At 60.0% G+C, this 19,244-nt stretch carries 17 protein-coding genes; 15 read left to right on the top strand and 2 right to left on the bottom strand.

Translation table 11 applies throughout. The features are described from left to right. The first annotated feature begins 79 nt into the window (after positions 1-79). The 8 genes from F4X08_01720 to F4X08_01685 all read left to right on the top strand — a co-directional run bounded on the left by F4X08_01720 (position 80) and on the right by F4X08_01685 (position 6,874). Positions 80-1,315, top strand: coding sequence for a tetratricopeptide repeat protein (locus F4X08_01720; protein ID MYD24520.1), 1,236 nt, complete (start codon positions 80-82; stop codon positions 1,313-1,315). A 40-nt stretch (positions 1,316-1,355) separates the two neighbouring features. Continuing rightward, positions 1,356-1,976 carry an SPOR domain-containing protein gene (locus tag F4X08_01715; protein ID MYD24519.1) on the top strand — a complete coding sequence of 207 codons (621 nt, stop codon included), beginning with the start codon at positions 1,356-1,358 and terminating at the stop codon, positions 1,974-1,976. A gap of 19 nt (positions 1,977-1,995) precedes the next feature. After that, positions 1,996-3,192, top strand: coding sequence for an alanine--glyoxylate aminotransferase family protein (locus F4X08_01710; protein MYD24518.1), 1,197 nt, complete (start codon positions 1,996-1,998; stop codon positions 3,190-3,192). Between the two features lie 74 nt (positions 3,193-3,266). Further along, the gene (locus F4X08_01705; GenBank protein MYD24517.1) at positions 3,267-3,590 is read left to right on the top strand and encodes a cupin domain-containing protein; all 324 of its coding nucleotides are present in this window, start codon (positions 3,267-3,269) and stop codon (positions 3,588-3,590) included. Positions 3,591-3,666: 76 nt separating this feature from the next. Further along, positions 3,667-4,416 carry a creatininase family protein gene (locus F4X08_01700; GenBank protein ID MYD24516.1) on the top strand — a complete coding sequence of 250 codons (750 nt, stop codon included), beginning with the start codon at positions 3,667-3,669 and terminating at the stop codon, positions 4,414-4,416. A gap of 24 nt (positions 4,417-4,440) precedes the next feature. Beyond that, positions 4,441-5,181, top strand: a complete 741-nt coding sequence (locus F4X08_01695; GenBank protein MYD24515.1) for an amino acid ABC transporter ATP-binding protein — start codon at positions 4,441-4,443, stop codon at positions 5,179-5,181. A gap of 89 nt (positions 5,182-5,270) precedes the next feature. Next, positions 5,271-5,975, top strand: coding sequence for an amino acid ABC transporter permease (locus F4X08_01690; protein MYD24514.1), 705 nt, complete (start codon positions 5,271-5,273; stop codon positions 5,973-5,975). Continuing rightward, entirely contained in the window at positions 5,975-6,874 is a 900-nt protein-coding gene (locus tag F4X08_01685) for an amino acid ABC transporter permease (protein ID MYD24513.1), read from the top strand. The genes F4X08_01690 and F4X08_01685 overlap by 1 nt, the downstream gene beginning before the upstream one ends. A gap of 31 nt (positions 6,875-6,905) precedes the next feature. Here the strand turns inward: F4X08_01685 and F4X08_01680 are convergent, their stop codons facing one another. Continuing rightward, positions 6,906-8,258, bottom strand: coding sequence for an FAD-binding oxidoreductase (locus F4X08_01680; protein MYD24512.1), 1,353 nt, complete (start codon positions 8,256-8,258; stop codon positions 6,906-6,908). Positions 8,259-8,501: 243 nt separating this feature from the next. On the opposite strand from F4X08_01680, the gene F4X08_01675 reads away from it, so the two are divergent. Beyond that, positions 8,502-8,696: an addiction module toxin, HicA family gene (locus F4X08_01675; protein ID MYD24511.1), complete on the top strand. Its 195-nt coding sequence runs from the start codon at positions 8,502-8,504 to the stop codon at positions 8,694-8,696. After that, positions 8,693-8,929, top strand: a complete 237-nt coding sequence (locus F4X08_01670; protein ID MYD24510.1) for a hypothetical protein — start codon at positions 8,693-8,695, stop codon at positions 8,927-8,929. The genes F4X08_01675 and F4X08_01670 overlap by 4 nt, the downstream gene beginning before the upstream one ends. Positions 8,930-8,955: 26 nt before the next feature. Here the strand turns inward: F4X08_01670 and F4X08_01665 are convergent, their stop codons facing one another. Then, positions 8,956-9,855: a succinylglutamate desuccinylase gene (locus F4X08_01665; GenBank protein MYD24509.1), complete on the bottom strand. Its 900-nt coding sequence runs from the start codon at positions 9,853-9,855 to the stop codon at positions 8,956-8,958. 127 nt (positions 9,856-9,982) lie between these two features. Here F4X08_01665 and F4X08_01660 point away from each other — a divergent pair, with 127 nt between their 5' ends. From F4X08_01660 to F4X08_01640, 5 genes are all read left to right on the top strand, one after another. After that, entirely contained in the window at positions 9,983-12,733 is a 2,751-nt protein-coding gene (locus F4X08_01660) for a hypothetical protein (GenBank protein MYD24508.1), read from the top strand. Positions 12,734-13,005: 272 nt separating this feature from the next. Then, entirely contained in the window at positions 13,006-15,669 is a 2,664-nt protein-coding gene (locus tag F4X08_01655; GenBank protein ID MYD24507.1) for a PDZ domain-containing protein, read from the top strand. Continuing rightward, positions 15,666-16,319: a response regulator transcription factor gene (locus F4X08_01650; GenBank protein ID MYD24506.1), complete on the top strand. Its 654-nt coding sequence runs from the start codon at positions 15,666-15,668 to the stop codon at positions 16,317-16,319. The genes F4X08_01655 and F4X08_01650 overlap by 4 nt, the downstream gene beginning before the upstream one ends. Positions 16,320-16,560: 241 nt before the next feature. Then, positions 16,561-18,966, top strand: coding sequence for an FtsX-like permease family protein (locus tag F4X08_01645; GenBank protein MYD24505.1), 2,406 nt, complete (start codon positions 16,561-16,563; stop codon positions 18,964-18,966). 162 nt (positions 18,967-19,128) lie between these two features. Next, positions 19,129-19,244, top strand: a 116-nt coding sequence (locus tag F4X08_01640) for an ABC transporter ATP-binding protein (protein MYD24504.1), incomplete at its 3' end; no start/stop codon positions are given.

Here is a 19,244-nt window from a genome sequence, read left to right as displayed (position 1 = left end):
CACTTAGTTTTACGTGACTGTCTAAAAAGGATCCATCGGACGCGATCATGAAGATGCATAGCCATGACAGGTCCTGTAGATGCGTCATCGGCGTACCTGTCGAAAGGAGTCCGTAATGTTTTTAAGAAAGGTTGCCGTCTGCGTATTGTTTGCCCTCGGCTTCGCCATGTTGATACCGGTCGCCGCAGACGCGCAGAAAATCGAGCTTCGTTCCGCGAAGATCTACATCCGCGAAATCCCGCCTCAGACCGACAAGGCCATGGCGCTGCTCGAGACCGCCCTGGAGAAGGACCCGGGCAACAACGACGCCCACTATCTCCTCGGGCTCATTCATTACCGCAAGGGCAACTTCGACCTGATGTTCCAGAACTGGGAAGCGGTTACCTTCAATGACCTGGACAAGAAGGACAAGGAACAGTTCAGGAACACCCTGGGCTCCATGATCCGTCAGAACTACCAGAGGGGCCAGCAAAGCTATGAACAAGAGAAGTACGCGGACGCCGCCCAATTCTACGACCGCTCCGTCAACGCGACCTCGTTGCTCCAGGACATACTGCGCTCCATCGGCAAGAAGAACGAGGCCAGGGAGGCGGACGAATTGGAAGCCGCCAAGCAGCAGGGGTACCTGTACTGGGGTTACGCCGCCCTGAACTCGGAAGATTATGAAAATTCCAGGATGGCCCTCGAGACGCTCATCGAAGCGGATCCGGACAGATTCGAAGCCTGGGACGGCCTGGTCAACGTGTACTACTACACCCAGGCCTGGGACAAGGCGATCATGGCCTGCGACAGGATCATCGAACTGTCGGAAGAGGTCGATCTCAACACCTACCTCATCATGCGCCAGGCGTACTCCGAAGTCGCCGACACGGCCGGCGTGATCACCACGTACGAGCGGGCGATCGAAGCGTTTCCGGCTGAAAAGGTGCTGTACCGCGACCTCAGTTCCATCCAGGCCTCCAGGGATAACCTGGGTATGGCGATCGAAGCGTTGGAAAAGGGACACGCCGCCCTCCCGGAGGACCAGGATCTGCTGCGATACCTGGGAACTTACTACTACAACAAGGGTCTGTCCGACCGGGATGCCGGAAACGTGGAAGCGGCCTCGGCGGCGTTCAATGGCGCTGTCGAGAGCATGAACAAGCTGCTGGCTTTAGAGCCGAACAGTATCGAAGGCCACGATATACTCGGCGATACCTACGTCGGACTGGCCAGTATCGAAACGGACGATGCCAGGAAGATGGAGTTGTTTACCAAGGGAGACGAACTCCAGAAGAAGAAGATGGAACTGATCACCTCGGGAGCAGGCATGTAGGTTCCGGGGATGGTTCCTGACGGTGGTCGGCCGAAGAGAAATGCAAGTGGTTATGAAGAGGATTCCGGGATTTTTCGGAATCCTCTTTTGTTACCGTTGCCCTGACCCATGCCTTCCGCCTGGCGCCGTTGCCATATGGGTGCCGATCATGCGATATGGATTTCCGCTGAAAATGCCGTTCCAGATTGCGTTGATAGTATGTTGTCTCCTGTTCGGCATCAATGCGACGGGCTGCACGTGGCTGCTCGGGAAGCGGGCACCCGCCGCGGTACCACCGGCGCCTCAACCCGAAGCTCCGGCGCCCGAAGCTCCGGCGCTCGAAGACGACGCGTCACGATCCGATGAGGCGTTGATCGATGATCCGGCCGAATCGGCTTCCGATACCCCCGTCCCCGCCACGGTAGCGGAGCCCACCCCGGGATACAGAGTCCAGCTCTATTCGTTTACGAGGCGAGAAGCGGCCGAAGCCGCGTTGCTGCAGGTGGAGCGAACGCTGTCGGAATGGTCGTATCGCATCTACGTGGAAGAGGAATCCAACAGCTTCAAGGTGCGCGTGGGCGACTTCAAGGAAAAGGCCGATGCCGACATCTTGCGCGACTGGCTGAGAAACAGAGGTTTTGTCGACGCCTGGACGGCCGAGACCTTGATTCAGACACGCTGACCGAAGGGAACACCACCGCATGCCTCCGTATCATGACTCATTCGCACCCCTGGACCCCGGCCGGCGCGTCCTCATGGGGCCCGGACCGAGCGACATGCACCCCAGGATCTACCAGGCCATGGGGGCTCCGCTGACCGGACACCTGGACCCGTATTTCATCGGGGTCATGGACGATACCAAGACGCTGCTGCGGTACGTGTTCCAGACCGAAAACGCCATGACGCTGGCCATCTCCGCCACGGGTTCCGCCGGCATGGAGACCTGCATCTGCAATCTCGTGGAGCCGGGTGACGAGGTACTCATCTGCGTGGGCGGCGTCTTCGGAGACCGCATGGCCCAGATGGCCGAGCGCCACGGCGGGAGGTTGATACGTCTCGAAGGCGAACCGGGGCGGCCGTTCACGGCGGAACAGGTCCGGCAGGCGCTGGATGGATGCCGTCCCAAGGTCGTGGGCCTGGTACATGCGGAAACGTCCACGGGCGTGCTGCAACCCCTCGAGGAAATCATCCCCGTCATCCACGAGCACGGCGCCCTCGTCCTCGTCGACACCGTGGCCTCCCTGGGTGGTACGCCGGTCGAGGTCGACACATGGGGCATCGACGTCTGCTATACCGGCAGCCAGAAGTGCCTGAGCGCCCCGCCGGGCCTGGCGCCCCTTACGCTCAACGATCGCGCGCTCGAGGCCATTGCCGCACGCAAGACACCGGTCGACAACTGGTATATGGATCTCTCTCTGATCAACGCGTACTGGGACGGCGACCGGACCTATCACCATACCGCGCCGGTGAGCCTGTTCTACGCCTTGCGGGAAGCCCTTGTGCTCATCCACGAGGAGGGGCTGGAAAACGGCCACCGGCGGCATGCCGTGAACTACGAAGCGTTCAGGGCGGGGATCGACGCCATGGACCTCGCGTTCTTCGTCGATCCGCCGCACCGCGCCCCGACCATCAACCCCGTCCTGGCCCCGGAAGGGATCGACGAGGCCGGCGTGCGAAGCCGGCTGCTGAAGGACTACGGCCTCGAACTCGGCGGCGGCCTCGGCGCGTTGAAGGGCAAGGCCTGGCGCGTGGGGCTCATGGGCCAGTCCTCCCAGCGCGATCACGTCATCCTGTGCCTGGGCGCCCTCGAACAGGCTTTGCGCGCGGAAGGCCACGCGGTCTCCGGGAGCGGCGTGGCGGCGGCGAGTGCCGTATACGCCGACGCCGGGACGGCATAGCCGGGACGGCCTGGCCCGACCGGATTGCGCACGACCGTTTTCACCGGGCATCCTGCCCATAGCCGGAGGAGCATATGTATTTCGTCGAAGAGGAAAACATGTCCCAAAAGTCCATCGCCCCGGGCGTCAGCATCGCCGTGGCTGGAGGCGACCGGGCCCAGATGTCCTTCGTAACGCTTACGCCGGGATCGCAGGTGCCGATGCACGACCATCCCCACGAACAGCTGGGCGTGGTGCTGGAAGGTGAATTCGTCATGGTCATCGGCGGGGAAAGCCGGACCATCCGGACGGGCGACAAGTACGTGATTCCCGGCGGGGTCCAGCACGGCGTGACCGAGGTCATAACCCGATCCGTCGCCCTGGACATATTCAGCCCGCCCCGGGAGGATTACGCCTAGACGAGAAAAACCGCATCCGCGCCGATCAACCCGCGAGACCCGACGCGGTCAATATCCATCCAGTCAGGAGTCTTCCATGTCCGACGCCCTACCCCAAGACCGGCCCGTACAACTCTGGAAAATGACCCGAAGGCAGTTCCGAGAGGGGATCTACGACGGCAACCTCAAGGGAGCGATCATTCCCACGGGCAGTACGGAACAGCACAACGAGCACCTGGAGATGTCCCACGATACCGCCAGCGCCGTCCACGTGTCCGAACGCGCCGCGCAGGCACTCTATCCCGAGGTCGTCGTCACCACGCCGCTGGCCATCGGCGTGTCGGAGCACTGGATGGACCACAAGGGTACGCTGACGACCCGGCCCGAGATCTTCACGGAGCTGCTCTACGACGTGGCCGACAGCATGAAGAGGGGCGGGATCGACCATATCCTGGCCGTCAACGGCCACGCCGGGAACGCCGGTCCCGTCAACGCCGCACTGGAGGACATCCGGTCCCGCCTGGGCGTCAATTTCGCCTTTTGCAGCTACTGGGAAGCCTATACCCCGGAAATCGTCCGGAAGTACATGGACTCGAACAACTGTCCCGGTCACGCCAGCGAATTCGAGACCTCCTTCGCCTACGCGGCCTTCCCCCGGCATGTCCACTGGGAAGGCGTCGACTACGACTCGGCCAGGCTGACCATTTCCCAGGCCGACCGGGCGGCCCAGGACCGGGAATTCCACCACGAGGCCAAGCTCGCAGACGCCGTGAAGGGCCAAGGCATGATCGACGTGGCGGTCGACTGGGTCGCGGCCAGGATGAAAGCGATGATCGAGGGCACCTGATCCGTGTCTGACGATACCCCATCCATTATCGCGTTTGAAGACGTAAGCAAGTGGTTCGGGACGTTCCAGGTGCTCCGGGACGTGGACCTGAGCATCGGCGAAGGCGAGTGCGTCGTCGTCTGCGGTCCGTCCGGTTCGGGCAAGTCCACGCTGATCCGCTGCATCAACCGGCTGGAAACCCACGACCGGGGCGTGGTCCGGGTCCACGGCGTCCCGCTGGGACCGGGTGAGCGGCTTCCCCGCGAACTGCGCGGGAAGATCGGCATGGTGTTCCAGAGCTTCAACCTGTTCCCCCACATGACCGTCCTGCGGAACCTGGCCCTCGCCCCCATGCGCAATCTCGGGATGGACAAGGAGAAGGCGGAAGAAACCGCCCTGTCCTATCTCGAGCGTGTGCACATCGGGGACCAGGCCGAGAAGTACCCCGACCAGCTCTCCGGCGGGCAGCAGCAACGCGTGGCGATCGCCCGGGCGCTGTGCATGCGGCCCGATATCCTGCTCTTCGACGAACCCACGTCGTCGCTCGATCCGGAGATGATCCGGGAGGTCCTCGACGTGATCTTCGAACTCACGGACAGCGGCATCACCATGGTCTGCGTGACCCACGAAATGGGTTTCGCCCGCAAGGTGTCCGACCGGGTCGTCTTCATGGACCACGGCGAGATCGTCGAGAGCGCCGCGCCGGACGCCTTCTTCGACGCGCCCAGGGAAGAACGGACCCGGGCCTTCCTCAACCAGATCCTCCATTACGAGGCTTCGGCGTGATCAGGCTATTCCGCAGGCCTTGGGTCAGGCGTGCGCTGTCGAACTGGATCCAGCCGGCGGCCATCGCCGGCATCCTCGTCTTCGCGGTCATGCGCGGCGCCGAGAACATCAACTACCGGTGGCAGTGGTACCGGGTGGACGACTTCCTGTTCACGTCCGAAAACGGCGCCTGGGCCGCCGGCCCGCTGGTGCAGGGCCTCTTCGTCACCCTCGAAATATCCGTCCTCAGCCTATTCCTGACCCTCGTCATCGGGCTCGCGACCGCGCTCCTGCGGCTGTCTTCCTCCATGGTCGGGCGCGGACTCGCCCGCGGGTACCTGGAACTGATCCGCAACACCCCCCTGTTGATCCAGCTCTACGTGATTTACTTCGTTCTCGGCCCGATCCTCGGCTGGGGACAGACCACGACGGCGATCGCGTGTCTTGCCGCGTTTCAGGGCGCCTATACGTCGGAGATCTTCCGGGCCGGCCTGCGGGCCATCCCACGGGGGCAGGTCGAGGCGGGGGAGAGCCTGGGCCTGAAGCGCCTCGACAACTACCGGTACGTCATCTTGCCACAGGTGCTCCGGAACATGCTGCCGCCGCTCACCAACGAGGCGGTATCGCTCGTGAAGAACTCCTCGATCGTCAGCGTCATCGCCATCTTCGACCTCACCACGCAGAGCCGGAACCTCATCGCGGACACCTTCCTGACCTTCGAGATCTGGCTCACCGTGGCCGCGATCTACCTGGCCGTGACCCTGGCCCTTTCCACCGCGGCGGCCATGGCCGAACGGCGAAGGGCGGGTGCTTGATGTCGACGATCCGTCAAAGGACAGGCCGGTTCCGGCCCACCCGGCTCGACGGGATACTACTGGTAGGATTGGTCGCGGCGGCCGGCTGGATGTGGTACCGTTCGGCCATCGGCGTGGCGTACCGCTGGGACTGGCCCCAGGCGCTTTCGACGGTCTTTGCCGCCGGCGACGCCGGCGAAACGCCCTTTTTCCTGACAGGGATCTACGCGACCCTGCGGCTCAGCCTGTGGGGGGCGGTGCTGGCCAGCATACTGGGCGTGCTGATCGGTGTGGGCAGGTACGCCGGAGGGCGCACGCTGCGCATGTTCTGCGGGACCTACATCCAGATCCTGCGCAACATCCCGCCCCTGGTGTTCATCTTCATATTCTACTTCTTCATCAGCAGTCAGCTGATGCCCCTCCTGGGCCTGGACGCCTTGTTCAGCCGCCCCGCGGAGGAAGCTTCGGGATGGCAGCGTTTCCTCTTCGGCCCCCCGGAGCTCTGGGAGAACCTGGTCTCGGGCGTGCTGTGCATATCCTTCATCAGCGCCGCGTACATCGCCGAAGTCGTCCGCGCCGGCCTGGCCGCCATACCCCGCGGCCAGTGGGAGGCCGGGGAGAGTCTGGGCATACCGGTGCTGGACCGCTACCGGTTCGTCATCTTCCCCCAGGCGCTGGCCCGCATCGCGCCGCCGCTGACGGGCCAGTACATCTCCCTGGTGAAGGATTCGTCCATCGTCTCCCTCATCTCCGTCCAGGAACTGACCTTCGTCGGCTCGGAAATCGCCAATTCGAGTGGGCTGCTCTTCGAGGTATGGCTGCTGGTGGCCTTCGTGTACTTCCTGCTCTGCCTGTCCCTCTCCATCCTGCTCAGACAGGTGGAACGGCGCATGACCCGGCATTTTCACCAGTTCGCGTAACCGCAGGCTTACGCTGATGCCCGGCCGGGGCTTACCGGCGCCGGTTTTCCGCGTCGATCCCTCCGCGCAATGGATCGAAAACCCGCTTCACCGTCTCGAACCGGCGTTCCAGGGTTGGGAGCCTGCCCAGCAGCCGGTCGCTGAGCATGCGCGCCGCTACCGTGGCGTAGGCGTTGCCCCGGCCCGTGAATCCGGCGACGATGTGGACGCCCGGCGTTTCCGTCTCGCCGACGAAGGGGCTGCTGTCGTAGGAGAAGCCCATGACGCCGCCCCAGCGGTGGGAGCGTCCGAGGTTGGCCAGGTGCGGGAAGGCCCCGTTGAACGCCCGGTCGTTCGTCCGCTGCACCGCCCGCGTGGGACGCTCCTTGTACCCCCGGTACGTCCGGACCGGGCGGCCCGGCCGGCTTCGGCGCCTCAGGAAGTGGAATCCCCGCTCGGCGCGGATGTGGTGATTCCGGCCCCCGCCGAACAGCAGTCGGCCGCCCTCCCCGGGCCCGTCGTGCAGCTGCCGCCAGAATTCCCAGCCATCGTTGGCGTAGAAGACGCCGTTGAACAGCCGCTCGGAAACGGGTTCCGTCGTGAAGACCTGCCCCCGGTGGGGGATGATGCGCCGCTCGTACCGCGCATCGAGTTGTGGTGTGTAGGCATTCATCCCGAGGAGTACCTGCTGTGTCCGGATCCTTCCACCCGGCGTCTGCACGAGCAGCCCGCGGTCTTTCCGCTCGATCCCGGTGACCGGCGTGTTTTCGAAGAATTGGACGCCCAGCCCCCGCGCGGCGGCCGCGAGACCGCGCACGTATTTTACCGGGTGTAGTTCGCCGTCGAACTTGTTGCAGAAGGCGCCTGCCAGGATCGGACTTCGCTTGATCTCGTAGAGTTCCTCCTCGCCCAGGTACGCGACCTCGAATCCATCCTCCAGGAGTAGGCGGTACGACTGGGCGATGCGTTCCAGCGGGTTCTTGTGAGAACCGCGGTCCGGCCGTTTCATCGCAATCACGTAACTGCCGTGCCGGAAGTAGTCGCATTGTATCTCGTACTTCTTCATGAGACCGGCCATGAGATCGTGGTTCTCGAGGGCGATGGTCCACGCCTCCCGGGCCAGCCTCCTGCCGTCCGGACCGTACAGGTCCGTCAGTTCCTCCACAGCCTCGGCGTAGTACTCGTGGGTCCCGGCCAGCATGAACCCGCCGTTGCGGCCCGTCGCTCCCGAGGCGATCTCGCGCCGCTCGAGTACCGCCACGCGCGCGCCGCCCTCGGCCAGGAACAGGGCGCCGGTCACCCCCGTCACGCCGCCGCCGATCACGACGACGTCCACGTCCAGGTCCCCGGACAGGGGATCGGAGGGTGTGTAGGGCATGTCCAGCCAGTAGGAGTCACGGATCATGGAGTTTTCCAGTATGAGTCGATGCCAAGGCAGTTCGTATCAGAAATCAAGTCCGCAAAACAAGGGAGTACCGTCGAGAATCTTCATTGTATCCAGACTACTAAGGATATGACTACGATGTGTAACGCGTCAAGCACGACGAATGGTATACGCTCGTAGGAACACGATTTCAAGCCGTTTGGATTGATATTGACATGTGGCGGCAGTCTACGCTACGTTACTCAACAGAATTGGTTTCCACTCATGCCGAGAAAGATCAGGGAACTAATCCGAGACCTGGAAAAGGCTGGATTCATCGACAGAGGCGGGAAAGGTAACCACAGGAATTTCGAACATCCTAGAGGGATGAGAGTGGTAGTTTCAGGGAATCCGGGCGATGACGTCAAACCCTACCAGGAAAAGGTGGTAATGAGAAACATCGAGGAGTCGCTCAAATGACTAAGAGCGCGCGCTACATCAAAATCGTCGAGTGGTCGAATGAGGATGAGTGTTTTGTCGGCTATTGCCCTGGAATCATTGGTCCCTGCTGCCACGGTGAGGAAGAAACCGAAGTTTACCGCCAACTCTGCCAAATCGTCGACGAATGGCTTGAGATCGCACAGCAAGAAAACAAGGAACTGCCTCCCCCTACAATAGGGCGTAACCTTACTGAGCTATTGATGGCTGTTTGACTCAATCTCTCCTCTAATCTGATCGCTCAAACCTCCAGCACCGCCGCGATCGTCTCGCCCTCGTGGACGCGGTTGAAGGTGCGCAGCACCAGCACGTGGCCGGATTGTGTGGAAACGATCTCTTCCCGCCGGTCCCCCAGAAGGTCGGTAACCACCCCGAATCCATCACCGGGCTCGACGCGGTCCATCAGTTCGACCCAGGGTTCGAAGAAGCCTGAAAAGGGCGCCGGGTAGTTCAGCTGGATGTGTCCCGCGCCTTTACGGTCGTCCTCCACCGTGTGCTGTATGATCGACGGCGGTTGGTCGCGTTCGATCATGCCCAGCACGCCCATGACGTTCAGGCAACCTTCGTAATAACCGTCGACGCCCTCGGGGTCGCAGTCCCCCGCACCCATCCATTCCGAATAGATCGCGGGAATGCCGGCGTCCCGGGCGATGGAGAGCGTGCGGCCATCGTGTCCCGCGTAGGTGCCCCAGACGACCGGCATGTTGAAAGCCCGGGCCATCTCCCGCTGTCGCGCCAGGACGTCGGCGTCGGCGTGCAGCATGTAACCCACCGTCGGGTAAAACCTCGAGATCAGTCCGCCGCTGTGCAGGTCGATCAGGTAGTCGGCCTCGCGGATCATCGCGCTGACCGCGTGTGCGATCCGTTCGCTGATGGTGCCGTCTGCCCGTCCGGGGCAGGTCCGGGCCAGGTCCAGGCCGTCCTCCGCGGTACGCTGGCCGCGCCAGTAAGCCGCCTCGTTGACGACGGGGACCAGGGTGACCGTGCCGCGGAGTTCACCGGGATCCAGGGCCTCCTTCAGCCGCCGTATGGCCCACATGGATTCGAACTCGTCGCCGTGTATACCCCCGAGTATGAGGAGTTTCGGACCGGGCGCCTTCCCGGATATGGCAACGGACTTCAACTTTACGGGGCCTGACATGGCGTTCTCCTTGGATTATATTCGAGTGTAACCCGGTTTCCTGACCGCGACGGCTTCCCAAATTCGGTGCGTCTCGGTGCGTCTCGGTGCGCCAGAATATAGAGATGAGGCAGGTCCTGATCAAGCGATGCCCACAATCGGCATGATATCGATCCCCCTTTCGTATTCCCATGACCCGGAACGGCACCCGGCGCACTGGCCGGTTACGCGAGGCGTGCCCATGCCCGAGGGCATGCTGCGCGGAACGGAAGGTCTGGCCGTCTTGGATCCCAATGGCGATCGCGTCCCGGCCCAGTTCCGGGTACTCGGCCGCTGGGTGGACGGATCGGTAAAGTGGGTGCTCGTTGATTTCCAGGCGAATACCGGCTCAGCCGGGAGAGCGATCTACCACCTTACGGATGATACGGGCGATGAAGCTCCGGCACCCCGGCAACCCGCCACCTGCAATTCCACCACCAACCCTTCCGTACGGGTCGAAGAAACCGAAAACGACCTCCACGTGGACACGGGCGTCCTGCGATTCAGTGTCGACCGCCATCGATACCGGCTTTTCCATGCCGTCTCGCTCGGCGATGTGCAACTCGCTGATGCGCGGCGCGGCGATGCGCGGCGCGGCGAGCCGGTCCACGCGGAATGCGGCCGGGGCAAGGCCGGCGATGCCTGGGCCCGGATCAGTGAAAGCGCTTCAGACGGGCGGCTGGCACGGCGATTGTACGGTCCAGGAGGCCTGTGCCGAGCCTCGCTGGCCGGCGACGCCTATTCAGTAGCCGTCGAAGAACGCGGTCCGCTGCGCACCGTGATCCGGCTGGAAAGTGCACTGGAGGCCGACATCCCCATGCATCATTACGGCGGCTACCGGCCGGTACGGTGTATCACCCGGATTTACACCTATGCCGGACAGGCGTTTATACGGATTCTTCAGACCCACGTCTTCACCTGCAATCCGCGGGAAGTGGAAATCGAAGACCTCGCCCTGGATGTTTCCACCCTGTTCGAAGGATTCAGTCCGGTCTACGCCTTCGGACTGAACGGGATCGGTACGGGAATGCTCGATCAGGGCGAGCGTCTGTGCGTTTCGCAGAAGAAGGATAACCAGGTGCAGGTGATGCACGGTCGGCCGGGGATAGAAAGCATCATCGCCGAAGATGACGCGTGCGAAGGGTGGGCGACCCTCAGTGACGGGAAGTCCGGCGTGGGCGTCGCATACCGGAACATGGCCGAGGAATACCCGCGCGCAATCGAATTGACCGGTGACGGACGGTTGACCGTGTACGCGCGCCACGACCCGGACGGCGGCCGCCTTTCCCTGGCCCGGTACGCCGAAGAAGTCGCCTGGCACGAGGGAGAAGGGATGTATGCCGACGGGACCGGTATAGCGAAAACCACCGATTGCTACGTCCTGTACTTCGAAGAAGATCGCCGCGAAGTGGCGGTCGAGACGCTTCGATGCGCTCTGTCGCAGCCCCACGTATCGGTCTCGCCAGAGTGGATGGACCGATGCGGGGCCGCGGGAGGCTACGCGGCTTCCACGACGGTTGACGGCGGTAGACAGGGCATTCCTGCGGATTCGAAGGGTAAGCGGGAAAGTCGGCTGGAGTCGCGTTCCGTTCAGGAAAGTCGATCGACGTCGAGTCCGGAGCGGGAAGGTCGACCGGAATCCGACCAGACGCCACAAATCTCGCCGGAGATGATCCGGTCCGCGGAGCGCATGCTGACCGGTTTCGCGGATTGGCTGGCGCGTAACATCCGACTCGGACGCTGGTACGGTTACCTCGACTACGGCGATGTCCGGGCCACTTGGGACGAGGCCGAGGACGACTGGAAGCACCAGGGCCGCTGGGGCTGGTGCAACAGCGAGTGGGACCCCCGCCACGCCGTTTGGATCCAGTACCAGCGCACGGCTGATCCGCGTTACTTCGCGCTGGCCGAGGCCATGACCCGTCATTCGATGGACGTGGATACGTGCCACTGGCATCCCTTTCGGCCGTACATGGTCGGCGGCTGCTACCGCCACGGCGTCGATCATTTCGGCGACGAGCCCTGCGCTTCCCATACCTTCATCGACAACTGGATCGACCACTACTATCTCACCGGCGACGGCAGGACGCTGGAAGTCCTGCGCGAGGCCGGCGCGTTCTTCCTGCGTTACAGGTGGACGGAAGACTCCGCCTTCAGCTTCAGCCTGCGGTCCATCGCCAATGTGTTGCGCGGACTGCTTCACGTATACGAGGCGACCGGCGAGGACCGCTTCCTGCACCGAGCCGAGGAAGTGTACGCCATCGTCGCTCGGGGCCAGAACGAGGACGGGAGCTGGCACAAGCGATTCCAGGTCGCGACACCGGACCGGCTGCCGAAACAACTACCCTACGGCATGACCACGGAAGGCACGACGCTGGCCGTTGAAACGGGTACGGCCGACCCCTTTACCGACGACGAGTTCAAGGGTCTCGGCGGCCCGTTCTCCCGCATGATCCGCGACCTGCCCTACGAGGAACAGAAGGGTTACCAGACCCATTACCTGATGATCGGCCTGGAGTTGATGCACCGGATGACCGGCAGGAAGGACGTTGCCGAGACTTACCGCCGGGCTGTGGACTGGTTCTGCGGCTTTCCGGACACTTTCGCGTCCGACCGGCCACTCAAGGAACATTACGGCGGCATCCTCTGCCGGCACCTGGGCTACGCCCATCGCCTGACGGGCGACCACCGCTACCTGGAGACTGGTTTGGAAATTCTGGAACAACTCATCGACGCGCAGGACTGGAGCGACGATCCCCGCAAGCGCGGATCCATCGACATGAACCCCTCGACCTTCAGCCTGCTGTTCTTCGGAGTGCCGGGCCTGCTGGCGGCACTGCGGACGCGAACCGATTCGTGATTGGCCGGGTCGGCACCCCATTGACAACTCGCCCGACCAGGGATCCGGAACAAGGGTGCGGACTGAACTGTGACGGTTCGGCCTATGACTGTGTCTGCAAGACCCACCGGTTTTCTTGAACTCGCATTGACTGAACTCTCCTTGACGCCTGCGATTCAGCGGCACTTTTTTGGTAAAACCCCACCCTGCCCGGTATACCTTTATATCCTGTATTTCGACTGACGATCACCTGGCCGGTTTTATTCAGAGATCATATCTCGGGATGGCATTGTTTGAAATCGCTTATATACCGTTATCTGATACTGAGTACGCTGATCATGTTGTTGTGTTTACACATCGGCATGGTTACCTGGTCGACGATTCGACTGGCCAAGATCGACCGCTGGTCGTCCGGTATCCATCTTTGGGGAAGTGAGACGATTCCTACGGGAGGATCGTCGAGAGGTGCGGTCAGCCGTCTTCACGAAGGCACCTGGTTACAACTCATGTTCATAAAGTGGGCAGGAGGTTTTCTCGTCGAACGCGTTACGCCCAACAGCCCGGCCGACCAAGCGGGCCTGCGGGCAGGCGATAGACTTTTGTCCATCGACAGCATGGACCTGGAGTCGAATCCTTCATCCTACTTTCAGGCGCACTCGGAGAACAGACCCGGAGACCGTCTCAATTTCACATGGATTCGGGATGACCAGGTACACGCGGCCATCCTCACACTCGAGCCGAATAACTACGCACGCGACACCCGCGGGAGTGATCAACAAGATATAGTGATCAGCAGCGAGCTAATGAGTTGGCTTCAGCGTGGCCCGTTCCTGATCTTCTCGATTGTCCTTCTGGGCTTTGGCACCTGGTTGGGATACCACGGTATGAAGAATACGGTGGCATTCCAGTGCGCGTTGCTTGTCCTCACAATGGCTATGGTATCGCCGGCTGTCTTCTATCTGATTGCCGCATGGCCGGCCTGGACGATCCCACTTAGTCTAGGCGTTGTATTTGCGGCGGTTAATCTGCAATCCATCCTGATCCTGTTGATTTTAACCGTCTATCCCACCACCACAAAGATCGGATCATGGATCCGAAGGAGGATCTGGTTCATCCTCATTCCCATGTTTGTCTTTGGGGTAATGGGGCTCATCAGTTTTTTGGGTTTGATCTATGACTGGGCTCACGATTGGGTTGGAGTAGTTGACAGTTTTGCACAACTGGTACCCGCACCCGTTCCGGCGATTGTCTTAATGGCGACGGCTGGATGCCTTCTGATCGTACAACATTACGTCGCACGCCGGCAACAACGAATACGGCTGCACATCATTGAAGCCGGATTCTTCCTGGCACTCATACTTGCACCGTCCTGGTTGATCGCACAACCCGGCAGAATGCTGGCTTCATGGGGGCTGATTCCCGATCACGGTCAGATGCTGCCGTTGATCGTATGGTTCATTGACCGGATTATCCCGGCGGGAATGCAGTGTCTGTTGGCGCTCGCATTTGCCTACGCGATTCTTGCACATCGGGTGTTCGGCCTGAGATTCGTCTTCGGAAAGAGCATTAGGTACCTGATCACCAATCAGGGTGTGTTTCTCATACTGAGCATTGCGATGTTTGTCATACTCTATTACATGATTTCATCAGAAGAGTTCGTTGTCAGAGCCTCCGACCTCGTTGTAGCGAGTGCCGTCGCAGGGCTCATTTTGATACTCATGGGAGGGTGGAACTGGGTGAAGACACCGGTCATCCAGGTATTGGACCGATACTTCCTACGAAATGAACTTCTGAATCGGCAGCGACTGCTCGAACTGGGACGAGCCCTGTCGAGGTGTCAGGATTCGGATTCCCTGCTAGAAAAAACCGGACGGGAACTATTGGAGGGACTGGACCTATCCTGCATGGCGATTTATCTCAAGGAAAATTCGGAGAAACCACTGTCGCTTTCGTGGTACGGCGTTGAGGAGGGTTCCGAGCAAAACACGGCCCGCAACAGATCCTTTTTCATCGAGACCACCGGTACAGTCGAGCACCTCTTGAAGACTACGGCTGCCGATAGAACCCCAATCGAATATGGAGATATCGTTTCCAGTGGGATACCCGGCGAACCGCCCTTCGAGCTGATCATCTTACTGGGTGGCGAGTCCGGCTACAAAGGGGCATTGGCACTGGGAGCAAAGCGGTCGGAAGAACCGTTTAGCAACGACGAAAAAGAACAGTTGCTTGTCCTGGCTGGGGAGCTGGAACTGGCAATGGAAAACCTGGAAATGGGCGCATCGCTGAAGGTGCAGGCCGATAGAATGAGGGCGCTTTCACGTCGACTCGTCGACGCGCAGGAATCCGAGCGCCGTCGCATAGCACGAGACCTGCATGACGATACCGGTCAGGATCTTTTGGCATTAAAGACAAGTCTGGAACTTACGCAGAAAGATCTGACCGGTGTTTCCGAAGATACGCGGGAACGACTTCGAGATGTGGTAACGATGACCGACGAAACCCTGGAAAAACTGCGAACAATCGCCCACGATCTGCGCCCGCCGATTCTCGATACGGTCGGATTGAACGCGGCGCTGGACGGATTGTGCAAGAGCTTCGCTCATCGGACCCGTATCACGGTTGTGTATAATGGCATGGATTGTCCCAGGTTCTCCAACACAATTGATATCTGCCTGTATCGTATTTTGCAGGAAGGGCTTGCGAATTGCGCTAAACATGGTCACGCCACCCACGTCGAAGTGGGATTGAAACAGACAGACCGGACCATACAACTGTCGATTCTCGATAACGGCCGGGGATTCGATCCTGATTCGACACCCGAGGACCAGGTTGCCCCGGGTATCGGTTTAATCGACATGAAGGAACGCCTGGAACCGTTTGGGGGCGTTCTGGATATCCATTCAGATACAGGTACCGGTACACGGTTGATCGCTTCAATACCTCTGGAGGAAATATGATTAAAGTCGTCATTGCCGACGATCATCATCTGTTTCGCGAAAGCATCAAATCATTACTTGAAACGACGGATGATATCGAAGTCGTCGGCGAAGCGTCGGATGGCCAGGAAACACTGAAATTGATTCAGCGAAAAAGGCCTGCCGTAGCATTGGTGGACATAGCCATGCCTTTATTGAACGGCATAGAAACCACATACCGAATACAATCATTGGAAGTTGAGACGCGCGTTGTCATCCTGTCCATGTACTCCGACGAAGATATGGTACGCCAGGCGCTTAAGAATGGTGCGAAAGGGTATCTCCTTAAAAGATCTTTAGTCGAAGAACTACTTCTCGCTATCCGGTCTGCCAACATTGACGAAGTATACCTGTCTCCCGCGGTTGCTCGATCCGTATTGACTGGATACCTTCAGAATGAAACAGGCGATCGGACGCTTAGCCCCGTAGATCGACTCTCATCCCGAGAAAGAGAAGTTCTGCAATTGATTGCCGAAGGCCATACAAATCAGGCCGCAGCTAACATCCTGAACATCAGCGCCAAAACAGTCGAAACACATCGGACCAATCTGGTGAAAAAGCTTGAAGCCCGCAATCTGCCGGACCTCGTCCGTATTGCCCTGAAATACCGCCTTACTTTCCTCGATGAGTGAATCTGAAGATAGCCGACGCGCTGCCAATCAGACAGGGCCTGATCGATCTGAAGTAAAGTCCTCCGCAGGATCTGTTATCCCCTCCCGTCAATTCCGACGAATATCCGGTTTTTCCGAGGTTTAAGGGTAAATCCCGCGCCAAATCAGGTAATCACCCTATAGGCAATCGGTCTGATCTTCCTATTGTTTAGCAGGTAGAAGGCACAGCTGCAGGTACGAGCCGGGTCGTCTGCACAATCGCATGGCCCATTCTCTGTGCTTCAGAAACAACCTGCGTGAAGCCGAAAGGAGCAGAACGATGATCGGGAACTACCTGAAAACCGCCCTGAGAAACATCATGCGGGGCAAAGGGCACAGCGTCATTAACGTACTCGGCCTGTCCGTGGCCATGGCCTTGTGCATCCTGATCTTCCTGCTCGTCAGGCAGGAACTGAGTTACGATGGCTTCCATGAAAAGGGCGCTAACGTATTTCGCGTCACCCAAACGGCCTTCATGGGGGAGTATCGCACGATCGGGATTACGCCCGTTCCCCTTGGACCAGCGCTGGAAGACGCCTATGCGGGCATCGTCCGAACCGTTCGATATGCCAATACCGGGCCGGTTCTGGTGAGTCATGGAGACGTGACCGTCCGCGAAGAAACGGTGTTCCGTGCCGACCCCGGGTTTTTCGAGATACTTACCTTTCAGGCCGTATCCGGCTATCTCGAAGGTGCTCTCGAAAGCAGTTCCCAGGTAATACTGAATGAGAAAATCGTAGAGAAGTACTTCGGAAACGCCGACCCCGTAGGAAATTGGCTGACCATGGACGACCGGAGACACCAGGTGGCCGGCGTGGTCCGCGTTCCCGCCAATACCATCTTTCAGTTCGACTTTCTGATTTCGATAAAGACCCTGACGGAGACCGGCGACAACTGGAATCGGAACTGGAGCCAGTCTGTTGCGGCTACCCTCGTGGAATTGACCACCCCGGAGGTCGCCGGGACCCTGGAGGCCCAGTTTCCGGACTTCGTTGAAAATCACTTCCCCAGGTTTCGGGGGATAGATGCCAGCGTAATGGGACTTCAGCCGTTGGCCGGCATCTATCTGGATTCTTCGATATTGTTCGACCTCTTTCCAAAGAGCGACGTTCTCGTTTCGTATGTGCTGGGAACGCTGGGCTTCCTCCTTCTGTTCATCGCGTGCATCAACTTCATCAACGTGACGCTGGGCAGGTCGGCGCTTCGAGGAAAGGAAGTCGGCGTGCGCAAGACGCTGGGCGGAACCCGCGCTCAGCTTATCAGTCAATTCTGGGGGGAGGCGTTGCTGGTGGGTGTGGCCGCGCTGATACTGGGTTTGTCGTTAGCCCATCTGCTCCTTCCAGGATTCAACGGCCTGTTCGCCAAAGACCTCAAAATCGATTACTTCGACAACGGGTCGACGCTCCTCCTGGCACTGATCGGCCTGACGGGTCTGGTCGTCCTCGTATCCGGAAGCTATCCCGCGCTCTACATGTCCCGCCTCGATCCCACCTCCATCCTTGCGCATCATGTAAAGGCCGGGGCATTGACGGTCCTTAGCAAAGTGCTTATCACCATGCAGTTTACGCTTTCGATCTTCCTGATGATCTGCCTGTTTGCCATACTTCGTCAGCTTGATTACTTCGCCAACCAGGATCTCGGCTTCGACACGTCGAATGTACTTGTCGTAAGCATGCCAGACGCCGGGTTGCTCGCACCCATGAGAGAGGCGCTGGACGATTACCCTCAGATCACCCATGTCTCGGCGGCGTCGAGCTCATTCGGACCGAAGAGGGGTTTGGGACAGATAGGCCACACCGACAGGTCGGGGAAGCGGTTTTCGGCCTACGAATACCTCGTGGATTATGACTATCTGTCCACGCTGGGCATAGCGTTGGCGGAAGGACGCGACTTTTCAATTACACACGCCACGGATGAGGCCGAAGGCGTGATCGTAAATGAAGCGCTGGTAAGGCAAATGGGGTGGGAAGATCCGATCGGAGCGGTTGTTCCCGGCGGCGAGGCCCGCGTGATCGGCGTGACGGAAGATTACCATTACCGGTCGTTGCAATACGAATTGGAGCCGGTGGTCCTGCGTCTAGTGCCCGACAGAATCCGGTTTCTCCTGATCAGAACGAGGCCGGAGGGATTGCCGCAGACCCTGTCGACCGTTAAATCGGTCTGGGAGCAAATCGCCGGGGGGTTGCCCTTTGAGTACTACTACCTGGAAGATGATATCGGCCGGTTCTATCAAAGAGAACGGTTGCTGGGAGATGTGGCGCTATACATCTCCATCATCACGCTGTTGGTCGCCCTGCTGGGCGTATACAGCCTGAGCTTGTTGCACATCAACCGGAGAACGAAGGAAATCGGTATCCGAAGCGTACTGGGCGCATCGACGATCGACACGACGGCCCTGATCGGCAGGCAGTTCGCGCTGCCCCTGGCGGTCGCGATCCTGCTGGCCTGCCCGCCCGCCTATATGCTGCTGAGCTTCTGGCTCGGGATGTATGAGTTCAATGCCGCTCTGGGCGTTGGCGAATTCATATTGGCTGGTTCGGCGGCCCTGGTACTTGTGCTGGGCACGGTGGCCTTTCAGGTTTGCAGGAAAAACGCGAGTCCGCTGGTGGAGTCGCTGATGTACGAGTGAGGTGGCGATACCGGGCGTGCAATCCAGCTCAGTTCGGACTGCGGAACGGCCAGTTCTTCCAATACCAGCGCTCACAAAGTCGGGACGAAACAATGCGCATTGTTCGTAGGTCGAACGATTGAGAAGCAGTGAGTACCGATCTGAATCGCAAAGGGGCATATGATGATAACGACCAGCAACCTCAATAAGCTCTACACGACGGAAGAGGTGGAGACGACGGCGCTGAACGACGTGACCATGGCCGTGGACCAGGGCGAGTTCGTGGCGGTCATGGGGCC

Source organism: Gemmatimonadota bacterium (assembly GCA_009841265.1).
Taxonomy (GTDB): Bacteria; JAAXHH01; JAAXHH01; order JAAXHH01; family JAAXHH01; genus JAAXHH01.
This window is presented reverse-complemented; position numbering and strand designations above follow the sequence as displayed.

Bases quoted from the DNA above. Each gene is read 5' to 3' on its own strand.
- F4X08_01720 (MYD24520.1), top strand. From the start codon at position 80: ATGCGTCATCGGCGTACCTGTCGAAAGGAGTCCGTAATGTTTTTAAGA.
- F4X08_01715 (MYD24519.1), top strand. From the start codon at position 1,356: ATGCAAGTGGTTATGAAGAGGATTCCGGGATTTTTCGGAATCCTCTTT.
- F4X08_01710 (MYD24518.1), top strand. From the start codon at position 1,996: ATGCCTCCGTATCATGACTCATTCGCACCCCTGGACCCCGGCCGGCGC.
- F4X08_01705 (MYD24517.1), top strand. From the start codon at position 3,267: ATGTATTTCGTCGAAGAGGAAAACATGTCCCAAAAGTCCATCGCCCCG.
- F4X08_01700 (MYD24516.1), top strand. From the start codon at position 3,667: ATGTCCGACGCCCTACCCCAAGACCGGCCCGTACAACTCTGGAAAATG.
- F4X08_01690 (MYD24514.1), top strand. From the start codon at position 5,271: ATGCGCGGCGCCGAGAACATCAACTACCGGTGGCAGTGGTACCGGGTG.
- F4X08_01685 (MYD24513.1), top strand. From the start codon at position 5,975: ATGTCGACGATCCGTCAAAGGACAGGCCGGTTCCGGCCCACCCGGCTC.
- F4X08_01680 (MYD24512.1), bottom strand. From the start codon at position 8,258: ATGATCCGTGACTCCTACTGGCTGGACATGCCCTACACACCCTCCGAT.
- F4X08_01675 (MYD24511.1), top strand. From the start codon at position 8,502: ATGCCGAGAAAGATCAGGGAACTAATCCGAGACCTGGAAAAGGCTGGA.
- F4X08_01670 (MYD24510.1), top strand. From the start codon at position 8,693: ATGACTAAGAGCGCGCGCTACATCAAAATCGTCGAGTGGTCGAATGAG.
- F4X08_01665 (MYD24509.1), bottom strand. From the start codon at position 9,855: ATGTCAGGCCCCGTAAAGTTGAAGTCCGTTGCCATATCCGGGAAGGCG.
- F4X08_01660 (MYD24508.1), top strand. From the start codon at position 9,983: ATGCCCACAATCGGCATGATATCGATCCCCCTTTCGTATTCCCATGAC.
- F4X08_01650 (MYD24506.1), top strand. From the start codon at position 15,666: ATGATTAAAGTCGTCATTGCCGACGATCATCATCTGTTTCGCGAAAGC.
- F4X08_01645 (MYD24505.1), top strand. From the start codon at position 16,561: ATGGCCCATTCTCTGTGCTTCAGAAACAACCTGCGTGAAGCCGAAAGG.